Genomic DNA, 23,689 nt, shown 5'->3' with positions numbered 1-23,689 from the left:
TTACCCTTCAAAGGGGACGATCTCCTGAAAAAGGGCCCGGGTTTTGGGCGGGATCCTCTTGTCCAGATGGCAGCTTCCAAAGGCCCAAAGCCGGTACTCGCAGCTCTCGCTGACCCGGTCGAAGAAGGCCCCCAGCAGGTTGCTCCGCTCCCCTTGGGGATTCAAAAACCGGTACAGCCGCCCCGAACACTCGTGGGTGACGATCAAATCCACCCGGTTGCCCAACTGGGCGAGGGACTCCTCCCCATGGGCGATCTCCTCCTGGGTGGGCATCTCCTGGGGCCACCAGCTTTCCCCTTCCCGGCGCAGCTCAATGTCCGGGCTCTCCCCGCCGCCAAAGGCAAAGATGGTTTTGCCCTCCACCCGGTAACATTCCCCCCGCATCAGATGGATGAGGTTGCCGGAAATCCGGTGGATTTTTCCGCCGTTCCACTCCTCTTCCGGGTAGGCGGCCAGCCGGTCCAGGTTGTCGTGGGTTCCCTCCACAAAGGCGATGGTATACCGGCGCTTGCCCAGCCATTTGAGGTGTTTCTCTTCCCCCTTGGAGCCGTCCCAGATAAAGCCGAAATCCCCGCAGATGATGAGGGTATCCCCCTTTTTCAGCTGTTTTGCCTCTTTGGATTGAAAACGCTCCATCCCGCCGTGGGTATCCCCCGTCAGATAGATCATCTGCTAACCGCTCCTTTGTCTTTACCCATCCGGGTTTTTCTGGTATACTAAAGGGTATAGGATCGTACCCGCCCCCTGCGGGGGTCCCGATTATTGTACCACAAAGTCTGCACAAACTTTAAGAATTGCGGTGCGGCTCTTGCCGCAAAGTGCTTCGCCCTGCAAGCAATTCTTCGAATGCCACGGCTTTGCTGTGGCTATTGTACCATGTATTTGCGACGGTTTCCAGCCTGGATTTGAATTTTCGTCAGCTGGTTTTCTGCCATTTCCGATAAACGGCTTTTATGGAAGTGAGGTTCCCATACCATGAAAAAATTTCGTTTTCTCCCCTTGCTTTTGATCATCTGCCTGCTCTTTTCCTCCATCCCCGCCTATGCCCAGTATGAGCCCCTGTTCGACGTCCAATCCAAGGCGGTCTATTTGGTCAACCTGGACACCGGCAACGTGATCTATGAAAAAAACGCCGATGCGAAGATGTATCCCGCTTCGCTGACCAAGATCATGACGGCCATCGTGGTGCTGGAAAACATCGACGACCTGGATGGCACCGAAATCACCTTCAAGCCCTATCTGGAAGTGATGATGAGCGAGAAAAACGCCCAGTACGGCGGCATCTCTTTGGGTGGCCTGTATCGGGGGGACACCCTCACCGCCCGGGAACTCCTCTATGCGATGATGCTCCCCTCCGCCAACGAGGCGGCGGTGATTTTGGCCGATTATGTAGGGGATGGCTCCCTGGATTACTTTTATGACCTGATGAACCAGAAAGCCCAGGAGCTGGGCTGCACCGGCACTCATTTTTCCAGCGCCAATGGCCTTCATGAGGCGGACAACTACACCACCGCCAAAGACATGTACTTAATCACCCGCTACGCCATGCAGAACCCGGACTTTGCGGAGATTGTCTCCACCACCTTCTACGATGGCGGCCTCAACATCAAAGGCCAGAACCTGTACTGGAACACCACCAACAAGATGATGGTGAAAGGCAGCGGCTATTACTATCCTTATATCACCGGGGTCAAAACCGGCACCACCGAAGAAGCGGGCCGGTGCATTGTCACCACCGCCTCCCGAGATGGATACTCGTATCTGATGGTGGTGATGGGCGCCCCCATGGAGGGGGACACCAACATCGCTATGGAGGAGACCCAGAAGCTCTACGACTGGGTGTTCTCGACCTTTCGGGTCAAAACCATCACCGAGCAGGGGGAAAGCCTGGTGGAAGTCCCCCTCAAGCTCTCCTGGAACAAGGACCATCTCAAACTGATGAGCGGCGAACGGTTCCAGGCGCTGATCCCCGACGACATCGACGTGGCCAGCTTAACCACCGAATATGAACTGCCCAACTACATCAAAGCCCCTATTAAAAAGGGGGATTTTGTGGGGTACCTCCACTTCTCACTGGCTGGGGAAGAGCTGGGCCAGGTGGAATTGGTCTCGATGGAAAATGTAGACCGGAACATCTTCCTCTTTTATGTAGACCTTCTCTCCACCATGCTGCGGGCCTATTGGTTTAAGTTTGTGGTGGTCTTTGCAGTCCTTTCCACCCTCTGCTATGTGGGGCTGATGTTTTTGCAGCAGAAGGGGAAACGGCGGTACAAACCTGTGCGCCGGCGGAAAAATCTATAACTATATGTAGAATTTCTGGATGTTTTTTCAAAAAGAGCCGCGATTGCGGCTCTTTTTCTATGGGTCTTATCCTTTTCCCTGCCCAGCCGGTGAATTTCACCGGCCCTATAACAAGAATGGAAATCGATCCCCCTTCCAGCAGGATGCTATGGGCAACCCAATAATAGATGGCATACAGCATCTTCAAACCCCCTTCTCCAACAGGAAGCCGGCAGCGGATATGTCGTCTTCCCGCCCGTCCATCCGGCGGTCGAAGGCAGTCTGCACCAGCTGCCGGCAAACTTCCTCCACCCCGGCAGCCCGGTACTGGTCGATGACCGAGGGAATCCAGTCTACCCCGGTGGCGGTCACCCCGTCGGAGACCATCACCACCATATCCCCTTCCCTAAGGCCGATGGTGCTTTTCTCGAAACTGACCCCCCGCAGGATGCCCGCAGGCAGGGAGGTGGACTCCACATACCCAGTCCTGCCGGATTTGACCACAAAGGTAGGGGCTGCCCCCGCCTTGTAGAAGTCGGCCCGGCCGGTGTACAGGTCGATTTGAGTCACGTCGATGGTGGCCAAAGATTCTTCCCCGGATTTGACCAGCAGCGCGGAGTTCACCATCTTGAGGGCGGCGTCAAACCCCACCCCCGCCTGGATTAACCGGCAGAGGAGTCCGGTTGTCATAGCGGAATCCACCGCGGCCGCACCTCCGCTCCCCATCCCATCGGAGAGGACGATGTACCCATTGCCCCGGCCGTCGGTCAGCTGCTCATAACAATCGCCGCAGAGGCGGCTTTGGCCGCAAGACCGCTGTGCCCCGCCCCAAGCCAGGGTATAGGCTGCCTTCTCGGTAAAGGTGAGGGCCACCTGCTTGCCAGCGGATTCCAATTGAGGCAGGTCAAATTCCCGGTTGCACAGGTCAGAGAGGTCCAAGGCGGTGGTCTGGTTGTCAATCCGGGCCAATTTATAAGGGGAGAGAAGCACCTGAACAGTCATCCGGTCGGAGCGGTCCAGGTAACAGGAGGCCATAGTAGGCTCCACCCCTTTCCCTGTAAAATACTCCAGCACCTTTGCCCCCAGTTTGCGGTCCTGGCCGGCGATCTCCCCCAATTCCCGGGAGACCGACTCCATCAATAAGGCCATCCCCTCAAACTGGTCGGTGACCACCGAGCGCACCTGGGAGACCTTGCGCTGGGTGCCGATTTTCTTGATATACTCCCCGTATTCGTAGTTGAGGGAGGCGAGGAACTCATCCGGCTTGCAGCATCGCTGAGCCAGGGGCTCCGCCAGCTCCTCCCGCAGGATCACCCCGTTTTTCTTGAGGATGGCAAGGCCATCGTTGAGGCAGTTCATGGTGTCGTTGTAGGCGATCTGCCAGCACTTGTTTTTCATGCCGCACCGCTTGCAGACCCGGTCTGCCACCTTGGAATAGACGGTGGAGATGTCGCTGGCCTGCATTGACTCCAGCCGGTCGGAGACCTGGTGGGTGGTCTCAGCGATCTCCCGCAGGGCCTGGCTGGCCGATTGGAGTCTTTGCTCCAGCAGGGCTTGGAACAGCGCTTCATCCACCCCAGGGCCTTTGCGTGCCTCCGGGCTCACCCGGGCCAGCCACCGGGCGGGGAGCAGTACAAATACCACCGAAGCAGCTGCGGCTTCCACCACGGCGCTGGGGCTCCCCCCTTGAGAGACCGCTGTGGCAATGGCGCAGACGATGGTCACCGAAGCCGCTGTCCCCAGCCGCCCAGTAGGGGAAAAGAGCCCGGCCACCAAACCGCTGAGGCAATACGCCCCCATCAGGTAACCGTAGGAGCCACCCATCATCCCCACGGCTATGCCCGCGGTGATCCCCGCGATGGAGCCCGCCGTCTCACCGCCGGTGTAGGCAGCCACCAGCAGCACCACCAAGGCCAGCATCCGGCCCACCGACACGTCAAATATTTCCAATCCAGATAAAGCGATCACCAATATCCCAAATGTAATTACCAAGCAGGTGATGTCATTCTTGTCCGCATTGGCGAGGCCCAGGTCCAACGCCCCTTGGCTGCGGGTGAAAAAATAGGCGGCTCCTGCAGCGATCACACTTTCCGACAGGGTGACCAGCGCATCGGAGAGGTAGAACCCGCTGACCGCCGTCACCGCCACCGAGGGGATTCCCATGGCAACTAGGGCGGCAACCGGCGCCAGCATGGCGTTCCACCGCAGGGCCGGCGTGGTGGCCACCAGCCACCGGATGGCAAAGGCCAGCACCACTGCGCCGACGTATTTCATATTCCCCGCCGGGTTGCTGGAGAAGCAGTAGCCCAAAATAGCCCCCAAGGCAGCCGCCGGCACATTCTTCTGTTTGCTGCTGGCGGTGACCGCTACCCCAAAGGGGGCGATATCCCCAAATAGAAAGGCGTTGGCCATTAAAAAGGCCACGGCCGCCGTCACCAGCATCTCCACCGCGAAACGGTAGGTTTTCAGCTCCTGGCGCAGGCGATCCCAAAGGGAAATACCCACCACATCGGTTCTGTTGTTCACGCTGCTTCCTCCTTTTTTCCATGCAGCGGGCACCGCCGCATACATCCAAAATTGCTGGCATAGAATAATCAGTTGTATTTATTACAATTTGTATAATCCATTATAGTCACTCCCAAATGCGGAATCTGTCGGTTTTTCCACTTTTCCCCATTGGTTTTGGGGATTTTTTCGGAGAACTCCCCCGCATTTGACCCCTGGCGCCAACCGTTTTCCCCCCGTTTTCCCCACGGGGAGGAAATTCCCCCAAAATCCCGGGTTTTTCTTGACAAGGCCGCAGCCAAAGCGGTACTATAATAGGTACTGCGGTGGATGTCTGCCATCCGCCGACTCTATGAAAGAAAGGCGGCAACAAGAATGAACTATGACTGCGTACGCACCAGATTTGCGCCCAGCCCCACTGGTTACATGCATGTGGGCAACCTGCGCACCGCACTGTACGGCTATCTGACTGCGAGAAGCACTGGCGGAAAAATGATCCTGAGAATTGAGGATACCGACCAGGAACGCTTTGTCGAAGGCGCTCTTGATATTATATACAACACCTTAAAAGACACCGGCCTCACCTGGGACGAAGGCCCCGACATCGGCGGCCCTTACGGCCCCTATGTCCAGAGCGAGCGGATGAGCATTTACAAGGAGTATGCCCTGAAGCTGATCGAATCCGGCCACGCCTACTACTGCTTCTGCGACAAGGGCCGGCTGGAGGAACTGCGGGTGCTGCAGAAGGCGTCGGGACAAGCCCCCAAATATGACAAGCACTGCCTGCACCTCTCCAAAGAGGAGATCCAGGCTAAGCTGGACGCCGGCATCCCCTATGTCATCCGGCAGAACATTCCCACCACCGGCACCACCACCTTCCACGATGAGATCTTCGGGGACATCACGGTGGAGAACAACACCCTTGATGACCAGGTGCTCATCAAGACTGACGGCATGCCCACCTACAACTTTGCCAATGTGGTGGATGACCACCTGATGGAGATCACCCATGTCATCCGCGGCAACGAGTACCTCTCCAGCGCCCCCAAGTACAACCTGCTGTATGAGGCCTTTGGCTGGGAGATCCCCAAATACATCCACACCCCTCCGGTCATGAAGGACGCCACCCACAAGCTCTCCAAGCGCAACGGCGACGCCTCCTACCAAGATCTGATTGAAAAGGGTTACCTGAAAGAGGCCATCCTCAACTACATCCTCCTTCTGGGCTGGAGCCCCAAGGGCGACCAGGAGATCTTCACCCTCCAGGAGATGATCGAGAACTTCAACATCGAGGGGATCAGCAAATCCCCCGCCATCTTCGATCCTCAGAAGCTGCGGTACATCAACGGCGAGTACATCCGCAAGCTCACCCCCGAAGAGTTCCATGAAAAGGCCCTTCCTTGGATCCGCAAAGGGGTTTCCAAGGCGGATGTGGACACCCATCTCATCGCCCAGGTGCTGCAAGCCCGGTGCGAGGTGTTGGAGGACATTCCTGAGCAGCTGGACTTCATCGACGCCCTGCCCGCGTACTCCAACGAGCTGTACATCAGCAAAAAGATGAAGACCAATGAGGAGACCTCCCTGGAGGCCCTCAAAGCTGCCCTCCCTGTGCTGGAAGCCATCCCCGAAGCGGAATTTGACGTAGAGCACATTCACGCCGCCCTCTTCGACCTGATCGCTAAATTGGGCGTGAAGAACGGCTACATGCTATGGCCGGTGCGGGTCGCCGTCAGCGGCAAACAGTTCACCCCCGGCGGCGGCATTGAAATCTGCGCCATGCTGGGCAAAGAGGAATCCCTGGCCCGCATCCACAAGGGCATTGAACAGCTCACCAAGTAAAAAAGACACAAAAAGGCCCCGAAAGCAAGATGCTTTCGGGGCCTTTTTTATCGTGCTAGTTATCCCTGGCGGTAGGGTCAGGGCGTTCCCATTGGATGTGGTTGGCCTGGTAGACAAAATCCTCTCCATCCACCTGGATGGTCAGCTGGGCCTGGATGTTGAGAAGGTAATCCTCCAGATCCTCACCGCCGCCCAGCCCATAGACCTCATAGTCAAGGGTGAGGATATCCCCTTGGGCTGAACTGCCGGTGACAACATAATACACCGGCCCGCCGCCCCGGCCGCCCAGGTAACGATAAGTCCCGGCCTGGGGGTCGTAGCTCTCCGACAATTGGGAGCGGATCTGTTCCGCCGTCCAGCCGAAGTGGGAAATCAGCGGTTCCTCCACCGCCTCTTGGGGGTAAATGCCATCGGGATACTGGGCATACAACTCCTCCCGCTCCTCCTGGGTGAAGGAGTCCTCAAACAGCATAAAGAGGAGGTCGCTTCCCACCACATTCCCCTCCTCGTCCAGCTTCTTCCCCAGCTGGGCGGGGTCGCCGGTATATTCCCGCCAGAAGAAACCGGAATAGGCGAGGGGGGAGAGGTACTTCTCCGCGTACTCCTGCTGCCGCTCATCCATGGAAGGCAGCTCTTCGCGGGGCTCCTCCCGGGAAAGGATTTCCCCCTGGGATCCGGCGGAAGCGCTGCTCTCCTGGGAGGAGGATCTTCCTGTGCCGCTGCACCCCGCCAACAGGAACAGTGCCAGACAAACCGCCAATGCTTTCTTCATCTTTTCACACCCTTTCCAATTTCCTGCCTTTTTCCTCATTCTAATGGAAATCGCCAGAAAAGGCAACTCTTTACAGGATGGGAAGCAAAAAACGCAGATTCCCTTAGGATGAAAGAATTCCGCCGGAACCCTGTCCCGGCGGAATTCTTTCTTCTATAGACTACTGCAAAAATCCAATCTTCTTATACACTTTGTCCAAGGTGCGGGCGCTGATGGCAAGGGCCTGCTCCGCGCCGTGGCGGTAACAGGATTCCAGGTAGGATTTATCCGCCTGAAGGGCAGCAAACCGCTCCCGAACCGGCTTGAGGGCGTCAGCCACCGTCTCCCCAACGGCCAGCTTGAAGTCGCCGTAGCCTTTGCCTTCAAACTCTTTGGCGATATCATCGTAGCTCTTGCCGGTGATCACCGAGTAGATGTTCATCAGGTTGTTGATGCCATCCTTCCCCTCCCGGTAGACCACCTCCGCCTCCGAGTCGGTGATAGCCCGTTTAAATTTGCGGATAATGGTGTCCTCATCATCCAGGATGGTGATGAAGGCGTTGACATTCTCATCCGATTTGCTCATCTTCTTGGTGGGTTCCTGCAAACTCATGATTTTAGCCCCCGCTTTGGGGATGTAAGGCTCCGGCACGGTAAACACATTGCCGTGGAGGTTATTGAACCGGATGGCAATATCCCGGGCCAGTTCCAGATGCTGTTTCTGGTCGATGCCCACCGGGACCAGGTCCGCCTGATAGGCAAGGATGTCGGCGGCCATCAGCACCGGGTAGTCAAACAAGCCGGCGTTGATATTGTCGGCGTGCTTGGCGGATTTATCCTTAAATTGGGTCATCCGGCTCAGTTCGCCAAACTGGGTGTAGCAGTTCAGCACCCAGGCCAGTTCCGCATGGGTGCGCACATGGCTTTGGATAAAGGCGATGCTCTTCTCTGGGTCAATGCCGCAGGCCAGCATCAAGGCGTAGGCGTCCAGAGTGTTTTTGCGCAGCTTTGCCGGCTCTTGCCGGACGGTGATGGCATGCATGTTCACAATGCAGTAGGTGCAGTCGTAATCCTCCTGCAGCTGGGCCCAGTTGCGCACCGCCCCCAAATAATTGCCCAAGGTCATGACGCCGGTGGGCTGGATTCCAGAAAAAATCCGTTTCTTGCGCTCCGGCTGGGGAGCTGTGAGTTGTTGTTCCATAGCAGTTGCCTCCTGTTGATTGTTCATTGCCGCCATCCATTGGCAGGGGAATCAAAAATTAGCCAATCCACTCCCGGCTCAGATCGCCCAGGATTTTGCAGCCCTTGACGATGGCTTCCTCGGAAGGGGTGGAGAAATTGACCCGGAAGGACTGGCTGGAAGCGGATTCATCTGCCAAAAAGGCAGTTCCCGGCACCACCGCCACCCCCCGTTTGATCGCTTCGGCGGCGTAGGCCATCATATCCACCCCGTCGGGCAGGGTGCACCAGATAAACAGGCCGCCTTGGGGATGGGTGAAAGTCACTGCGGGGTGCAGGTATTTGGCCAAGGAATCCAGCATCAAATCCCGTTTTTTGCGGTATAACACCCGCAGGTCCTCAATGTGGGCGGGCAGGTCGTATTCAGCCATATACCGCTCGCAGATGTGCTGGGCCAAAATGTTGGTGTGGACATCGGTGCACTGTTTACCCACTGTGATTTTGGGGATGATATCCTTGTGGGCCAGCACATACCCCACCCGCAGGCCGGGGGACAGCACCTTGGAAAAGCTGCCGCAGTACAGGACGATGCCGTCCTCATCCATTGATTTAAGGGTCGGGACGTCTTCCCCCTCATACCGCAGGTCGCCGTAGGGGTTGTCTTCGAGAATCAGCGCCCCATATTGTTTGGCCAGGGCGTAGACCGCCTTTCGCTTCTCCAAACTCATGGTGATGCCGGTGGGGTTCTGGAAGTTGGGGATCAGGTACAAAAGCTTGACATTTGGGGTGGTCTTCAGGGCCTCTTCCAAAAGGGCCAGGTCGATGCCGTCCCCATCCATGGGGATCCCCTTCAGCTTGGCGCCATAGGAGCGGAAGCAGTTGAGGGAGCCGATGAAAGAGGGATCCTCACAGAGAATCACATCCCCTTCGTTGCAGAAGGTTTTACAGATCAGGTCGATTCCCTGCTGGGCGCCGGCCACCACCACCAGGTCGTCAAACTCCCGCAGGGCGTGGCAGCGGGTGTACATCCAGGTTTTGAGGGCCTCCCGCAGGGGAGGGTACCCTTCGGTGAGGGAGTACTGCAGAACCCCCACCGGGTTCTCCCGCAGCACCTTGGCGGTGATTTGGGCGATGGCCTCCACTGGGAAGGCGTCGGGGGACGGGTTCCCGGCGGAGAAAGCGATGATGCCCGGGTCGGTGGAAAGCTTTAGGATTTCCCGGATGGCCGATGGTTTGACGCCGGATATCCGGTCGGAGAAGGTTAGGTTCATGCAAAACACCTCTTTCTAACGATGGGTGGCTTTTCCCCAGCGATTTTGTTCCGCGACCATTGTATCAAATGAATTTAACATTGTAAAGCGCGAAACTATAGAAAAACGGATTTTCGTGTCTGGTTTGTAAAATGTAGCAGAAAGATTGCTTTTTTCCCCGAGAAACTTTATACTGTTAGTATGGCTCAATTTTGAAAAAAGTCAATGATTTTAAAAGATAGCGGAGGATTATTATGGCACTTGATATTTACTGCGGCTCTTTGGGCCGTTATTATGCCCATAACTGGTGCAATATTGAGGAGCAGAAAACCAAAGGCAAAGAACCCGGCATCGAGGGCGAGCGGATGACCGAACTGTGCAACCTGCCCATCAGCGCCGAGGAGACTGGCGAAGTGGTGCTCCAGTGGAAAGAGTACATCACCGGCCAGATCCAGGCCCACCACAACTGCCCGGTTGATTGGGCCGAGGACCTGAATGGCGACTACGCCACCGACCGCCTCTCCTGGGAGAATTTCGGCGCCCTCATCATCTGGGCCCTCCATGTGGAAATGGGCCGCAAAGCCCCCCTGCATCGCCTGGGCGAGGATTGGGACTGGACAAAGGAGCCGGTGTACCGCAAGTATGTGGACGAAAAAGATTACAAACCCCATTATTCGGCCATCATCACCGGGCCCCAGCTCTCTTTGCCGGTGGATGTGCCCTTTACCTTCACCGCCCAGTGCCCCAGCGGCAAGGTGATCCCCATGGCATCCAGCCTGCGGCAGCACGAGCAGCTCCTGGAGCTCAACGAAGCTTGCTGGAAGGCCACACCTGAGGAGATCCTCTCCTGGAAAGAGACCTACAAAGATGCCAGCATCCTGGAGGAGCGGGCCAAACAAGCCTACTCTGTCTACTATGCCTTGAGCAATTTCTGCATGGAGCACAATGTTCCCATGATGCTTGTATTCTAATATCAACCCACCGGCGGGAAGGAACGCGTTCCTCCCCGCCAATTTTTATACCGCTGCCCCAAAAGGGCCCCGCTTATTTTTATTCCTTTGCCCTACTAAACGGTGGGATTTGGGACATCTTAGTAACGAAATGATCAACAAGGAGTGTAACCGAATGAGATTGCAAAATAAAGTGGTATTGGTCACCGCCTCCACCCGCGGCATCGGCTGGGAGATTGTCAAAGCCTGCGCCAAAGAGGGCGCCGTCGTCTACATGGCGGCCCGCAACTTGGAAAAGGCCGAGGCCCAGGCCAAAGAACTGTGCCTGGAAGGCCACCGGGTGCGGGCGGTCTTCAACGACGCCTACCGGGAGGAGAGCTATGCCACCATGGTGGATGAAGTGGTGGAAAAAGAAGGCCGGGTGGATGTGTTGGTCAACAACTTCGGCACCGGAGACCCCAAACACGACTTCGATGTGGAACACACCGACTTTGAAGTGTTTATGGGTATCCTGCGGACTAACCTGGCCAGTGTCTACCTCAGCACCCAAAGGGTCATCCCAGTGATGAAGAAAAACGGGGGCGGCAGCATCGTCAATATCTCCTCCATTGGCGGCCTGTACCCGGATTTGGCCCGCATTGCCTACGGTATCAGCAAAAACGCCATCAACTATATCACCGAGAACTTGGCCGTCCAGGGGGCCCGCAGTGGTATCCGCTGCAACGCCGTGCTCCCCGGCATGACTGCCACCGAAGCGGTTTCTGGCAATATGAGCCCCGAGTTCAACGCCATGTTTATGAAGCACACCCCTATCCCCCGGATGGGCAAACCAGAGGAGATTGCCGCAGCTGTGGTCTACTTTGCCTCGGACGAATCCGCCTTTACCACCGGCCAGATCATGGCGGTCAGCGGTGGCTTCGGCCTGCCTACTCCGGTTTATGGCGACATGGTGGACTGGGCCAACAGAACCTAAACCAAAGTCTGATCGAAATAATCAAGAAGGACGGCTCCCTATGGGGCCGTCCTTTTTTATACAGTTGTGCCGCCCGTCAGCCACAGGGCGAAAAAGGCGCCCTTTTACTCCCTGTGGAGCATCCGCCCCGACTGTTCGACTAAATACTGCTCCCGGCTTACGGTATAACTATAGACAAGGGCGTACAAGGCCATACTGGCAACCAACAGGAGATCAACATCGCTCAAGGTGGGGTATGCCCCAATGCCCGCAAACCGGACTGCGGCAATCCCCGCCGCCAGAGGAGCGCCCAGCAGGAACACCCCATAGCCCAGGGGGACCGACCAGCGCCGTCCCCGATCCGGGTCCACCCCGCCCACAGCCCGGGCGTGGAACAACAGGAATAGGCAGGAAAACACTAAAAAGGCCACAAAAATCTTTTGATCCGAGATGGAGGAGAGCGCTGTAAACTGGGAAAACCTCTGGATCAGCAGCTGAAGAATCCACAGCACAGGGGCCAGGAGAAGCAGCGGCTGGAATCCGTTCTGCCGACTTCTGCCGAAGAAAAACAAGCCTCCAAAAACCAAGGAACTCACCGCCGCAGCCACCAGGCACACCACGGTACCTATCAACAGGCTGGCCCCTGTTTTGTTCCATACCTGAACCAGAAGCTGGCCCAAAGTACTCCAGGCGCTGGCCGCAGCCGAGAGGGCCAACAATATTCCAGCGGGCAGCAGGCAGATACGGCCCGATACAGGCTTTACATTTCGGCGGCTCTCCCTTTTGGGAAGCAGCAGACAGAGGATGGCCGCCCCCACCAGGAGGACATACAACCACCGCAGGGCCGTGCCCCCTTCATAAAACCCGGTAAAGGGGTCGATGCACTGGAGCTCCATGTAAATCCGCAAAGGGATGCAGAGCACCGCACATAAAAAGGTGATAACCCCATAAAACAGCATCTTTTCTCCCCCTTTCCCACGACAAAGCGGACATAAAACCCCAATTAGTAACGCAATTTTACTCCAAATTATGTAAAAAGTCAATTTTGAGATAAGGAGGTTTTGCCGATGCGCATCGGACTCGCCTTTCTTCTGGCCTTTATCCTGCTTGTGGTGCTCATCCCCCTTTCGGTGCTGCGCTCTCCACCGGTTAGCCGACCGGTGGAGTCCCCCTCCCATATCACCCAGGAAGTACAGGGGGAGGCCTCCAGCGCCCCGGTTACCACCACCCGCCCAGTGGCCGACGCCGAGAGCTTTGCCATCTACAACACCGCCACCAGCAAGGTGGAGACGGTGTCGGTGCAGGATTATGTCCGGGGGGCAGTTGCGGCGGAGATGCCCCCTTCCTTTCACCTGGAGGCCCTCAAAGCCCAGGCGGTGGCCGCCCACACCTATGCCCTCTACCGGCAGAACCTCTCCCGCCTCTCCCCCGATCCGGTGATTCAAAATGCGGACTTCTCCGCCGACCCTGACCACGGCAAGGGCTATATGACCGAGGAGATGGCCCGGGAACGGTATGGCGATCAGTTTGAGCTCTATTGGTCCAAGATCTGTGAAGCGGCGGATTCCACCCTGGGGTATGTCCTCACCTACGACGGCCAGCCCATTCTGGCGGCATACCACTCCACCTCCAACGGGGAGACAGAGGATGCCGTCAACGTCTGGTCCGCCTCAGTGCCCTATCTCGTTCCGGTGGAGAGCGAAGGGGACCTGTTGGCCCCGGATTTTGCCACCACCGAAACCTTTACCCCCAAGGAGGTGCGGGCTCTATTTTCCACCGCTTACCCCAGCCTCACTTTCCCCGCCAGCCAGGAGGATTGGTTTGTGGTGAAGGAACGCTCCGACTCCGGCTATGTGACACAAATCCAGGTGGGGGACCAAATCCTCCACGGCAAGGAAGTCCGCCAGGTGCTGGGCCTCAAATCCTCCGATTTCACCGTGTCTTTCCAAAACGGGACCTTTGCCTTCCAGGTGGAAGGGTACGGCCACGGGGTGGGCCTCTCCCAATACGGGGCAGATTATATGGCCCGCCAAGGGGCCACCTTTGACGAGATTTTGACCCATTACTTCACCGGGGCCAAACTCTCCGCCGCCCAAAGCGAGGAACAGCCATAGAACGGAAAAAGCATCCCTTGGCAGGGATGCTTTTTTAATATCGGAAAACAGCGTGAACTCCCCTGGCAAAGGAAATTCCCGGGCTTCCGGCCATTCTTGTGGGGCAAGAGGGCGGCTTTCCACAGCGGCTCCCCTTGTCCCGCTAGGGTTTGGCGATGAATTTATACCCCACCGACCGCACCGTTTTGATGTACCGGGGGTTGTCCGCATCGTCCCCCAACTTGGCCCGCAAGGTTTTGATGTGCATGTCTAGGGTACGGGTCTCCCCCATGTAGTCGTAGCCCCAAATCTCCCCCAGCAGGTTCTCCCGGGGGACCACCCGGTTGCTGTTGAGGATGAGGAGCTTAAGCAGTTCAAATTCTTTGAGGGTCAGCTCCAGGGGAGTGCCATCCCGGAACACCTCATGGCTGTCCACATTTAAGGTGATATCCGCCGCAGTGAGAATGTTTTCCCCCTTTCCGCCCCCCGAAGGATTGCGGCGCAGGGCGGCCCGCACCCTGGCAGTCAGCTCCAGCAGGCCAAAGGGCTTGGTGATGTAGTCATCCGCCCCCAGGTCCAGGCCGGTGACCTTGTCTACCTCCCCGGATTTGGCGGTGAGCATGATCACCGGCACCGGCCCAGTCCTCTGGTCGTTTTTGAGGATGCGCAGCGCCTCCATTCCGTCCATGCCAGGCATCATGATGTCCAAGAGGATCAGGTCAGGAAGCTCCCCGCGGATGGCGTCAAACATCCCGGCGGCGCCGTCAAAGCACTGGACCCGGTACCCATAGGATTCCAGGGTGCAGCGCAGCAGCTCCCGGATATTGTCGTCGTCCTCTGTGATGTAGATGAGTTTTGCCATTGCTAGCGCCTCGATTCCGCCGCCCGCGCGGCCGTATTCCATAGGGTCCTATCCAAAAAAGCCCCCTTCTCCCTCACCGGACAAAAAGATGGGCTTCCTCCAGCTGGGGCAGGGAGAGAAAAACGGTGAACCGGAACGCCTCCCCCGGATCGGTGGACTGATAGGAGGCCAAAAAGCCCTGGCTTTGCAGCCCCAGCAGAAAGGCGTCAGCCTCTTCTGAGCCGGGCGCCGTCCCCGTGAGGGCAATCCCCTCCTCCCCCACTTCTACCGCCTCTATGGAAACCCCATTTTGGTGGGCGAGGCCTGCGGAGGCGACGAAGACCCGCAGATCTTCCGGGCCGGGGATATAACCCTTGTCAAAGGCGGCCTGGATCTCCCCGCTGACAAAGTAGAGGAGCAAGGTATAAGTGTTTCGATCGGAGGCCAGCTGCAACAGGTCTTGCCCCTCCTCCGATTGGAGCTGAGCCGCCAAGACACTCTCCTTGGGGAGGGCCGGTTTTACATAATGGTCGGCCAGAAACCGCCCCAGCAGCAGGGCGCTGGCCGCTAAAAACACCGCCAGAATGGGGAGCCACCAGGGGTTTTGGTACCGTTCCCCCTCGTTGGGGGGGCTATAGATTTCCTGTTTCATACATCAGCACCGAAAGGGCGGCCAAAGGCGCGGTCTCACACCGGAGAATCCGCTTGCCCAAACTGGCGGCCAGCAGGCCCTTGGCTTTGGCCTCCTCCACCTCCTCCCGGGAAAAGCCCCCTTCCGCCCCGATGAGGATGGAAACCTGCTCCGGCGCCCCCTGCAGCATCTCCCGCAGGGGAGCGGTGGCTTCCTCATAAAAGAGAATGGCAAGGGGAGCCTCCCCCATCTCGGACAAAGCCGCTTCCCAGCTGCGCAGCGCCCCCACCTTTGGGACGATGCCCCGGCCGCATTGTTTGGCGGCCTCCAGGGCGATGCGGGAAAGGCGCTGGATTTTTTTCTCCATGCTCTTGCCGTCGGGGCGGGAGATACAGCGGCTGGTCAGCACCGGGATGATCTCATGGACCCCCAGCTCCACCGCCTTCTGGACAATCAAGTCCAGCTTATCCCCCTTGGGGAGAGCCTGGTACAGCCGGACCTGGACGGTGGGCTCTGCCTCGCTGGGGCGGCGCTCCAAAATGGCGGCCGTCACCAGGTCAGGGGAAAACTCCTCGATGCGGCAGGAGAGGTCAGTCCCCCCCAGATCGCAGACGGTGAGGGGGTCTCCCAGCTGCATCCGCAGGGATTTTTGGATGTGGCGGGCGTCCTCCCCCCGGAGGAACACCCGATCCCCCTCAATTTCCTCGCTGAAAAAACGGGGCATAGGCCTACTCCTTCCCGGCTTTTTTTAAGGTGATGGCCACCCAGCCTTTGCGCTCCACCGTCTCCACTGGGTAGAACCCCTCCTTTGCCAGAGCTTCCACCACATCCTGGTGGCGCTCGGCGATGATGCCGGAGGTGATCAGCACCCCGTCGTCCTTTAAAAAGCCGTCAAAGGTGGGGGCCAGGGCGATGATGATATCCGCCACAATGTTGGCGGTGATAATGTCGTAGCCAGAGCCGATCTCCTCCCGCAGCTTTTTGTCCCGCACCAGGTCGCCGGAAAGGGCCCGGTACCGGTCAGCATGGACCCCATTTACCGCCGCATTCTCCTGGCAGGTGCGCACTGCCACCGGGTCGATGTCCACGGCTGTGGCATTGGCTGCGCCCAGCAGAATCCCCCCAATGGAGAGGATGCCGCTTCCGCACCCCATGTCCAGGATAGAACAGCCAGGCTTGATATTTTCCTCCAGCTGTTCCAAACAGAGCTGGGTGGTGTGGTGGGTGCCGGTGCCGAAGGCCATGCCCGGGTCCAGGGTGATCTTCACCTCGTCGGGGGCGCAGTCCACCTCCTCCCAAGAAGGGCAGATGACCAGGTGCTGGCCCAGCTTGATGGGGTGGTAATACTTTTTCCAGGCGGTGGCCCAGGCTTCCTCTTGGACGCTCTCGGTGTCGATCTCATGGGGGATTCCCTCGCTTTGCAGCCGCTCGTGGAGGAAGGAGACCGCTTCCGCGGGGTTCTCCTCCGGGCTGATATAGATGTGGATCACCGCATGCTCCCGATCCTTTTGGAGCAGCTCTTCATCGATCAGGTCGATGTGGGCGATTTTGGGCGCCTCGGTGACCAAATCGGAATAATCCTCGATGTAAATGCCGTAGGGGACCACCATCTGAGCGATGGCAGACGCCCCATCCACCCAACGGGTGGGGATGTTGATTTTTACTTCGGTCCAATCCATAGGGATGCCTCCTCTATCTTGCGGCGGCTGCAGCCGCCGGTCCTTGTTTTGCAAATAGGATCACCGCTGGGCGATCCACTCCGCTTTGATCTGCCACAGCCCGGCCTGGACGCTTCCCACACTGGTGTTGTCCCCAGCCTTGATCCTTTCGTGGTGGCGGAAAAGCCGCCCCCAACTCTCTAAGATCTCCTGCTTCCACTGAGGGTAAAAGGCGGTGAGCATCACCTGGTTTTCATTGGCGCCGCACTGGGCCAGCATCTGGTGGAATGCCTTTTCTTCCTTCTCTGTCTCCCCCAGGTACTTGAGGCAGACGATCTTATTCCAGTCATATAAGTCAAATAGGACCGCCTCTTCCCGGGGGACATCCAAGGCTAGGACATGGCCGCCGCTTTGATCCATGCTGTACAAATCCTGAAACGCCCAATAGGGGAACTGGGCCCCTGGGGGTTTGGGGACAAACCGCTGGGCCTCCCCTACAAACCAACGGTAGGCGGTTAAAAAAATGGGGGCGCTTTCCTCGTATTTGCGGCGGACATACTCCTCTTTGGAGAAGCAGACGCCATCCCGCCGGATGGCCTCTAGCACCGCGTCGGTTTGACAGGTGTAGAGCCGTATTGTGCCACGCTGGTCACCCATTCCCATTTCACCTCCCAGATAGTCCCATATTTTGCTTTATTCCCCAAAATGATGCTGTCGTCAAACAGCCGGTCCCAACTGTCCACAATCTCCCGCTTGATCTCCGGGTAAAACTGGGACATGTAAGCTTTGGCGTCGCTGACCCCGTACTCCTCCAGGAGCGCCCGATGGCGCTTGGCGTCCTGGGGGTCCTTGGGGATATACGAATAATTGAGGATGGTCCCCCATTTTTCGATGTTGACAGGGGTGATGATGGCAGGATCCAGCTCCAGCTCCAGGATGACCGTCCCTTCACTGGGGAGCATGGTCGCCTCGCTTTGAAAAGAGACCCACACTGGGTAATCCGCATCTGGCGGGCGGTTGCCCGCGTCCGGCCCATGCTTGACCAGCCAGTCGTAAGCCTCCAGAACCAGATCCGCATGCTCCTGCATATCCATGGCGATGTACTGCCGTTTGGCGGTGTAGCGCCCGGTCTTCTTCAGCTCTTCCAACACGTTTTTATGCTGTTTGGTCCAAACTTTGATCTGTTCCATACTGTCCTCCCCAGCCCATGCAGGCTCTATCGCTATTATACGGGAAAAGCCCGCGGGAAACAAGGGGGCCGCCCTTGGTCTCCTCTTTCATTTGGGGGCTAAAAAACAGCGGGGGCTCTAAACAGAACCCCCGCTGCTATATTGCTTTATACCGTTTACTCGTCGCCTTTTACCGCGTCTTTGAGCCGCTCGAAGAAGCTTTTGCGCTTCTCATAGTTTTTATCCCCCGAGAGTTTTTCAAACTCTTTGAGGGCATCCTTCTGTTTGCCGCTCAGGTTGCGTGGCACCTCCAAGTTGACCCGGACATACTGGTCGCCCCGGCCCCGGCCGTTGACATAGCTGATGCCTTTGTTCCGCAGGCGGAACACCGTGCCGGGCTGTGTGCCCTCGGGGATGTTGTACTTCACCTTGCCGTCGATGGTGGGGACGACGATCTCATCCCCCAGCGCCGCTTGGGTGAAGGTGATGGGGATGTCGCACCACACATCGTAGCCATCCCGTTCAAACAGCGGGTCGGGCCGCACCGATACGGTGATGTTCACATCGCCGGCCGGGCCGCCGTTGATCCCCTGGTCGCCTTGGCCCCGCAGGACAAAGGTCTGGCCGTCGTCGATGCCGGCTGGCACGCTGACCTCCAGCTTTTTGGTCCGGCGGATCCGCCCCTGGCCTTTGCAGTCCGGGCAAGGGTCTTTGATCACCTTGCCTGTGCCGCCGCATTTGGGACAGGTCTTGCTGGTCTGAATCACCCCAAAGGGGGTGCGTTGCTGTACCCGCACTTGGCCGGTGCCCCGGCAGTCCGGGCAGGTCTCCGGGGAGGTGCCGGGTTTGGCCCCGGTGCCGCCGCAGGTGGCACAGCCCTCCAACCGGGTGACACTGATTTCTTTTTTACAGCCCAAAGCCGCCTCCATAAAGGAGAGGGGCAGGCTGATGTTGACATCGTTCCCCCGCAACGGGGCATTGGGGTTGCGGGCCCGCGTAGACCCGCCGAAGCCGCCAAAGCCGCCGGCTCCCCCAAAGAAGGATTCAAAAATATCCCCCAGGTCGTCAAACCCGAAGCCACCGGCGCCGTAAGCGCCCTGCCCTCCGCCATAGCTGGGGTCCACCCCAGCAAAGCCGAACTGGTCGTAGCGGGCTTTCTTCTCCTTATCAGAGAGGATTTCATAGGCTTCATTGACTTCCTTAAACTTCGCCTCGGCGTCCTTGTCGCCGGGGTTGAGATCGGGATGGTATTGCTTTGCCAACTTTCGGTAGGCTTTTTTTATCTCGTCGTCCGAGGCGCCCTTCTGGATCCCAAGGACTTCATAATAATCTCTTTTATCCGGCAAACTCGATCACCCTTTTGTCTAAAAATGTAGCCATATCCAGGTGTGCTGGCACCAGGGGCTTTCTTCTGCTGACAGCAGATGCCTCTAGTATAGCACAACCGGGCCGGTTTTGCTACGGCGGGGGAAAGATTCCCTCCCGTTCAGCAAAATAAGGCTGCAGGAAGCATTCCCGCAAGCCTTATTTTGTTGTGTTATCCGGTTACTTTTCGTCGTCTACTTCTTTGAAGTCCGCGTCTACAAAGCCGTCACCGGCCCCGGTGCTTCCGGCGTTGCCAGCTGCATTTCCGTCAAAACCTGCGCCTCCGGTGGGATCGCCCTGGGGAGCAGCCGCCTTGTAAATCTTCTCGGAAACCTCGTAGAATTTCTTCTGCAAATCCTCCTGTTTGGCTTTGATCTCCTCGGTGCTGGTGCCCTTCAAGGCCTCCTTCAGCGCGGTGATCTTGCTCTCCAGCTCGGATTTATCCACGGAGTCGATCTTGTCGCCCAGGTCTTTGATGGTCTTTTCCGTTTGGAACACCATCTGGTCGGCGGCATTGCGGGTATCGACTTCCTCACGGCGCTTCTTATCCTCGGCGGCAAACTGCTCTGCCTCGTGGACGGCCTTTTCGATGTCCTCCTTGCTCATGTTGGTGGAGGAGGTGATGGTGATGTTCTGCTCCTTGCCGGTGCCCAAATCTTTGGCGGTGACATGGACAATGCCGTTGGCGTCGATGTCGAAGGTCACCTCGATTTGAGGAACCCCTCTGGGAGCGGCGGGGATGCCCTCCAACCGGAACATACCCAAGGTCTTGTTGTCCTTAGCCATCTCCCGCTCGCCTTGGAGCACATGGATATCCACCGAGGTCTGGCCGTCGGCAGCGGTGGAGAAGATCTGGGATTTCTTGGTGGGGATGGTGGTGTTGCGCTCGATGATCTTGGTGGCTACGCCGCCCAGGGTCTCCAGGCCCAGGGACAGGGGGGTGACATCCAGCAGCAGCAGGCCCTTGACCTCGCCGCCCAAAACGCCGCCCTGGATGGCTGCGCCAATGGCAACGCACTCATCAGGATTAATGCCTTTGAAGGGGTCTTTGCCCATGAAGCCTTTGACCGCATCCTGAACCGCGGGAATTCTGGAGGAACCGCCCACCAGCAGGACCTTGTCGATATCAGAGGGTTTCAGGCCAGCGTCGCTCATCGCCTGGCGAACCGGGTTCATGGTGGCCTCCACCAGGTCGGCGGTCAGCTCGTTGAATTTGGCGCGGGTCAAGGAGAGATCCAGGTGTTTGGGGCCGGTGGCATCGGCGGTGATGAAGGGCAGGTTGATGCTGGCGGTGGTCATGCCGGACAGCTCGATCTTCGCCTTCTCGGCAGCCTCTTTCAGCCGCTGCATAGCCATCTTGTCGCCGGTCAGGTCCACGCCGGACTCCTTCTTAAACTCGCTGATCAGGTAGTTCATGATCCGCTCGTCGAAGTCGTCGCCGCCCAGCCGGTTGTTGCCTGCGGTGGCCAGAACTTCCTGTACCCCGTCGCCCATCTCGATGATGGAGACATCGAAGGTGCCGCCGCCCAAGTCATAGACCATGACCTTCTGATCCTGCTCTTTGTCCACACCGTACGCCAAAGCCGCAGCGGTGGGCTCGTTGATGATTCTCTTCACTTCCAGGCCGGCGATTTTGCCTGCATCCTTGGTGGCCTGGCGCTGGGCGTCGGTGAAGTAAGCAGGGACGGTGATAACCGCGTCATAGACCTTCTCACCCAGATAAGCCTCCGCATCCGCTTTCAGCTTTTGCAGGATCATAGCCGAGATCTCTTGGGGGGAGTAGGATTTGCCGTCAATGGACACTTTATAATCGCTGCCCATGTGGCGTTTGATGGAGCTGATAGTCCGATCCGGGTTGGTGATGGCCTGGCGTTTTGCCACCTGGCCTACCATCCGCTCACCGGTTTTGGAAAACGCAACTACCGAGGGGGTGGTGCGGGCGCCTTCCGCATTGGCGATAACAACGGCCTCGCCGCCCTCCATGACGGATACGCAAGAGTTTGTGGTACCAAGGTCAATGCCGATAATTTTACTCATAGCTCAATTCCTCCTGATGTTTCAATTGATATATCTAAATTTTAGAAGTATGCACCGTTAATTTGCCACCTTCACCATGGCGTAGCGAAGGACTTTATCCCCCATGCGGTATCCCTCCTGGAACACTTCGGCGATGGTATTTTCGCCCAGGGAATCATCCTCCACATGCATCACGGCGTTGTGCAGGCTGGGGTCGAAGGTCTCTCCCGGTTTCCCGAAAGCCTCCACCCCCAACTTTTGAAACGCCCCCAACAGGGCGGTATGGATCATTTCCATCCCTTTTTTGAACTCGGCGTCAGCGCATTCAAAACTCAACGCCCGAGAGAAGCTGTCCGCCACGGTGAGGAACTCCTTTACCGTATCGGCTTTCGCCTCTGGGTAGATGGCTTCCCGCTCCTTGGAAGACCGCTTTCGGAAGTTGTCATACTCCGCAAGGGTTCTCAAGTAGCGGTCGTTGAGCTGGCGGTATTCTTCTTCCAGCTGTTCCAGCGCTGTGGGTTCCTCCGCCGCCTCCTGGGGCTTGCTTTCGGCCTCTTCCACCTGTGGGAGCTCGGTATCTTCCACCTGTGGATCTTGTTTTTTCGTATCCAAGTATCTTTCCCCTTTCGGATTATTGTTGTTCATCATAGGTCTCCGCCAAGAGGGAGCCCAGTGTGTCGGAGAAATACTCCAAATAGGGGATCATCTTGGCGTAGTTCTGGCGGACAGGCCCGATAAGCCCCACCGCCCCGGTGGCCCCACCGGCGATTCGGTACCGGGTGACTACCACCGCGCTGTCATACAGCACCGGGTGGCTGTTCTCCCGGCCGATGGTCACTGTGGTGCGGCCTTGGGCCTTTTGGACCAGGGACAGGACATTCTTCCGATCCCCCAAAAACTCCAGCACCTCATAAGCGATAGGCTGGAATTCTTTGTAACTGAGGAGGTTTGCCTCGCCGCTGAGGGCGAACTGCCCCTGGCTGATCTCCTGGCAGAGGTCATAGACACCACTTAGTATGGGGGTGAGCACCCGGGCGTACCCGCCGGAGGACACCGCCACCGAATTGAGGTAAATCTTGGAGATTTCCCCCAGGGATTTATCCACCAGCGTCGCGGTGGCAAACCGGTTGTAAATCTCTAAAAGCTCCGGGGTCAAGGCGAAATCCAGCCGGCAAACCCGGCTTTTCACCACCCCGTTGGATGCGATGATCAAAATCACCACCGCTTTGCTGCGGGAGGGGAGGATTCCCACCTGTTTCACTGTCACCGCCTCTGGGGGCATGGTGGCTGTAAAAGCGGCGCAGCCGGTAAACTGGGCCAGCGCCTGGGCCGCGTCCTCCAGCAGCTTGTCGGGATCGGGGTCCCGCACATTGAAGAGGGCGTCCACCCCGCCCCGTTCTTTGGGGGTGAGGGGGAGGGTTTGCATCAGCTGATCCAGATACAGGCGGTACCCGGTGTAGCTGGGCAGCCGCCCAGCGGAGGTGTGGGGCTGTTCCAAAAGGCCCATGTTGAAGAGGGCAGCCATCTCGTTGCGCACCGTGGCGGAGGAGACGTCCATCTGCTCAGAGACCAGTTTGGAGCCCACTGGCTCGCCGGTGTGGGTGTACACTTCGATGACAGCTGTGAGAACCCGCATCTTTCGGTCATCCATCTGCATCTGTCATCGCCTCTTTTCTCTGGTATTGGATTTAGCACTCTTTCTGTATGACTGCTAACAACTATAATTTAGCATTCCAATTCCTGAAAGTCAATAGCTTTCATAAATAATTCATAAATTATTTAGCACTCATTTATTCTCTCTGCCAGATGTAGTGTTCACCAGCTCTTTCCCCCTTATGCGCACTGTGGGCCATCATGGGGAAGGATACTGCGGTTTCCCTGGTGTTTTCCGTATTTTAGCCAATGATTGTAGGAGTCCTCATCCCCCTAGTTAAAATTTCCAATTCCGTGTGGAGGCTGCGGCGGTTTTCCCCCTTTGTCCCCACAGGGATATGCTACAATCAGGGCAAGCCCTGCGGATAGGACAACCTGCTACAACAAATATAAGGGCGGGCCTGGAAGTTTTTTCCCCATAGGTACATGCCCAGTCAAGGGAGACCACCAGCATTCACCTTATAAATAAAAGGCAGAAAATTGGCCCACTCAGTTAATCTTTTGTCAATTTTCACAAGAGAAAAGATTCGTGTTTTTTACCAATTAACATCGCCAAA

Annotated in this window: 21 protein-coding genes; 5 read left to right on the top strand and 16 right to left on the bottom strand. The window is 57.4% G+C overall.

The window, feature by feature from the left end; translation table 11 throughout:
* Nucleotides 1-669, bottom strand: coding sequence for a metallophosphoesterase family protein (locus RDQ42_RS02130; RefSeq protein ID WP_054331961.1), 669 nt, complete (start codon nt 667-669; stop codon nt 1-3).
* Between the two features lie 306 nt (nt 670-975).
* Between RDQ42_RS02130 and RDQ42_RS02125 the strand changes: the two genes are divergently transcribed.
* Complete coding sequence (locus RDQ42_RS02125) at nt 976-2,301, top strand: D-alanyl-D-alanine carboxypeptidase family protein (RefSeq protein WP_054331962.1); 1,326 nt, start codon at nt 976-978, stop codon at nt 2,299-2,301.
* 183 nt (nt 2,302-2,484) lie between these two features.
* On the opposite strand, the gene RDQ42_RS02120 is transcribed toward RDQ42_RS02125, so the two are convergent.
* The gene (locus RDQ42_RS02120) at nt 2,485-4,806 is read right to left on the bottom strand and encodes a SpoIIE family protein phosphatase (RefSeq protein WP_054331963.1); all 2,322 of its coding nucleotides are present in this window, start codon (nt 4,804-4,806) and stop codon (nt 2,485-2,487) included.
* Nucleotides 4,807-5,160: 354 nt separating this feature from the next.
* Between RDQ42_RS02120 and gltX the strand changes: the two genes are divergently transcribed.
* Nucleotides 5,161-6,624 (top strand): glutamate--tRNA ligase, encoded by a 1,464-nt coding sequence (gene gltX / locus RDQ42_RS02115; protein ID WP_231358712.1) that lies wholly within the window; start codon nt 5,161-5,163, stop codon nt 6,622-6,624.
* A 55-nt stretch (nt 6,625-6,679) separates the two neighbouring features.
* On the opposite strand, the gene RDQ42_RS02110 is transcribed toward gltX, so the two are convergent.
* The 3 genes from RDQ42_RS02110 to RDQ42_RS02100 all read right to left on the bottom strand — a co-directional run bounded on the left by RDQ42_RS02110 (nt 6,680) and on the right by RDQ42_RS02100 (nt 9,825).
* On the bottom strand, nt 6,680-7,396 hold the full coding sequence (locus RDQ42_RS02110; protein WP_231358711.1) for a hypothetical protein: 717 nt from the start codon (nt 7,394-7,396) through the stop codon (nt 6,680-6,682).
* Nucleotides 7,397-7,556: 160 nt separating this feature from the next.
* The gene (gene trpS / locus RDQ42_RS02105; protein ID WP_231358710.1) at nt 7,557-8,576 is read right to left on the bottom strand and encodes a tryptophan--tRNA ligase; all 1,020 of its coding nucleotides are present in this window, start codon (nt 8,574-8,576) and stop codon (nt 7,557-7,559) included.
* A 58-nt stretch (nt 8,577-8,634) separates the two neighbouring features.
* Entirely contained in the window at nt 8,635-9,825 is a 1,191-nt protein-coding gene (locus RDQ42_RS02100; protein ID WP_231358709.1) for a PLP-dependent aminotransferase family protein, read from the bottom strand.
* A 233-nt stretch (nt 9,826-10,058) separates the two neighbouring features.
* On the opposite strand from RDQ42_RS02100, the gene RDQ42_RS02095 reads away from it, so the two are divergent.
* Both RDQ42_RS02095 and RDQ42_RS02090 read left to right on the top strand, forming a co-directional pair.
* A complete protein-coding gene (locus tag RDQ42_RS02095; RefSeq protein ID WP_231358708.1) occupies nt 10,059-10,775 on the top strand; it encodes a hypothetical protein in 717 nt (238 codons plus the stop codon).
* Between the two features lie 154 nt (nt 10,776-10,929).
* Entirely contained in the window at nt 10,930-11,727 is a 798-nt protein-coding gene (locus RDQ42_RS02090) for an SDR family NAD(P)-dependent oxidoreductase (RefSeq protein WP_231358707.1), read from the top strand.
* 104 nt (nt 11,728-11,831) lie between these two features.
* Here the strand turns inward: RDQ42_RS02090 and RDQ42_RS02085 are convergent, their stop codons facing one another.
* Nucleotides 11,832-12,665, bottom strand: a complete 834-nt coding sequence (locus RDQ42_RS02085; protein ID WP_054331969.1) for a hypothetical protein — start codon at nt 12,663-12,665, stop codon at nt 11,832-11,834.
* 108 nt (nt 12,666-12,773) lie between these two features.
* Between RDQ42_RS02085 and spoIID the strand changes: the two genes are divergently transcribed.
* Nucleotides 12,774-13,820, top strand: a complete 1,047-nt coding sequence (gene spoIID, locus RDQ42_RS02080) for a stage II sporulation protein D (protein ID WP_231358706.1) — start codon at nt 12,774-12,776, stop codon at nt 13,818-13,820.
* A 142-nt stretch (nt 13,821-13,962) separates the two neighbouring features.
* On the opposite strand, the gene RDQ42_RS02075 is transcribed toward spoIID, so the two are convergent.
* The 10 genes from RDQ42_RS02075 to hrcA form a co-directional block, all read right to left on the bottom strand.
* Nucleotides 13,963-14,661 carry a response regulator transcription factor gene (locus RDQ42_RS02075; protein ID WP_071428414.1) on the bottom strand — a complete coding sequence of 233 codons (699 nt, stop codon included), beginning with the start codon at nt 14,659-14,661 and terminating at the stop codon, nt 13,963-13,965.
* Between the two features lie 73 nt (nt 14,662-14,734).
* Nucleotides 14,735-15,292 carry a hypothetical protein gene (locus tag RDQ42_RS02070; RefSeq protein ID WP_231358704.1) on the bottom strand — a complete coding sequence of 186 codons (558 nt, stop codon included), beginning with the start codon at nt 15,290-15,292 and terminating at the stop codon, nt 14,735-14,737.
* On the bottom strand, nt 15,273-15,995 hold the full coding sequence (locus RDQ42_RS02065; RefSeq protein WP_071427409.1) for a 16S rRNA (uracil(1498)-N(3))-methyltransferase: 723 nt from the start codon (nt 15,993-15,995) through the stop codon (nt 15,273-15,275). The genes RDQ42_RS02070 and RDQ42_RS02065 overlap by 20 nt, the downstream gene beginning before the upstream one ends.
* A gap of 4 nt (nt 15,996-15,999) precedes the next feature.
* Complete coding sequence (gene prmA / locus RDQ42_RS02060) at nt 16,000-16,950, bottom strand: 50S ribosomal protein L11 methyltransferase (RefSeq protein ID WP_054331972.1); 951 nt, start codon at nt 16,948-16,950, stop codon at nt 16,000-16,002.
* Between the two features lie 60 nt (nt 16,951-17,010).
* The gene (locus RDQ42_RS02055) at nt 17,011-17,586 is read right to left on the bottom strand and encodes a DUF3841 domain-containing protein (RefSeq protein ID WP_231358703.1); all 576 of its coding nucleotides are present in this window, start codon (nt 17,584-17,586) and stop codon (nt 17,011-17,013) included.
* Nucleotides 17,529-18,119 carry a DUF3841 domain-containing protein gene (locus RDQ42_RS02050; RefSeq protein ID WP_054331973.1) on the bottom strand — a complete coding sequence of 197 codons (591 nt, stop codon included), beginning with the start codon at nt 18,117-18,119 and terminating at the stop codon, nt 17,529-17,531. Before RDQ42_RS02050 ends, RDQ42_RS02055 begins: the two co-directional genes overlap by 58 nt.
* A gap of 155 nt (nt 18,120-18,274) precedes the next feature.
* The gene (gene dnaJ, locus RDQ42_RS02045; RefSeq protein WP_054331974.1) at nt 18,275-19,444 is read right to left on the bottom strand and encodes a molecular chaperone DnaJ; all 1,170 of its coding nucleotides are present in this window, start codon (nt 19,442-19,444) and stop codon (nt 18,275-18,277) included.
* A 199-nt stretch (nt 19,445-19,643) separates the two neighbouring features.
* Nucleotides 19,644-21,500 carry a molecular chaperone DnaK gene (dnaK, locus tag RDQ42_RS02040; protein WP_071427411.1) on the bottom strand — a complete coding sequence of 619 codons (1,857 nt, stop codon included), beginning with the start codon at nt 21,498-21,500 and terminating at the stop codon, nt 19,644-19,646.
* Nucleotides 21,501-21,557: 57 nt separating this feature from the next.
* The gene (grpE, locus tag RDQ42_RS02035; protein ID WP_308588186.1) at nt 21,558-22,091 is read right to left on the bottom strand and encodes a nucleotide exchange factor GrpE; all 534 of its coding nucleotides are present in this window, start codon (nt 22,089-22,091) and stop codon (nt 21,558-21,560) included.
* A 19-nt stretch (nt 22,092-22,110) separates the two neighbouring features.
* A complete protein-coding gene (gene hrcA, locus RDQ42_RS02030) occupies nt 22,111-23,136 on the bottom strand; it encodes a heat-inducible transcriptional repressor HrcA (protein WP_231358701.1) in 1,026 nt (341 codons plus the stop codon).
* Between the last annotated feature and the right edge of the window lie 553 nt (nt 23,137-23,689).

Source organism: uncultured Merdimmobilis sp. (assembly GCF_902471145.1).
GTDB lineage: Bacteria > Bacillota > Clostridia > Oscillospirales > Ruminococcaceae > Merdimmobilis > Merdimmobilis hominis.
Note: the sequence above shows the minus strand (reverse complement) of the source record. Positions and strands in the feature narration are given on the sequence as shown.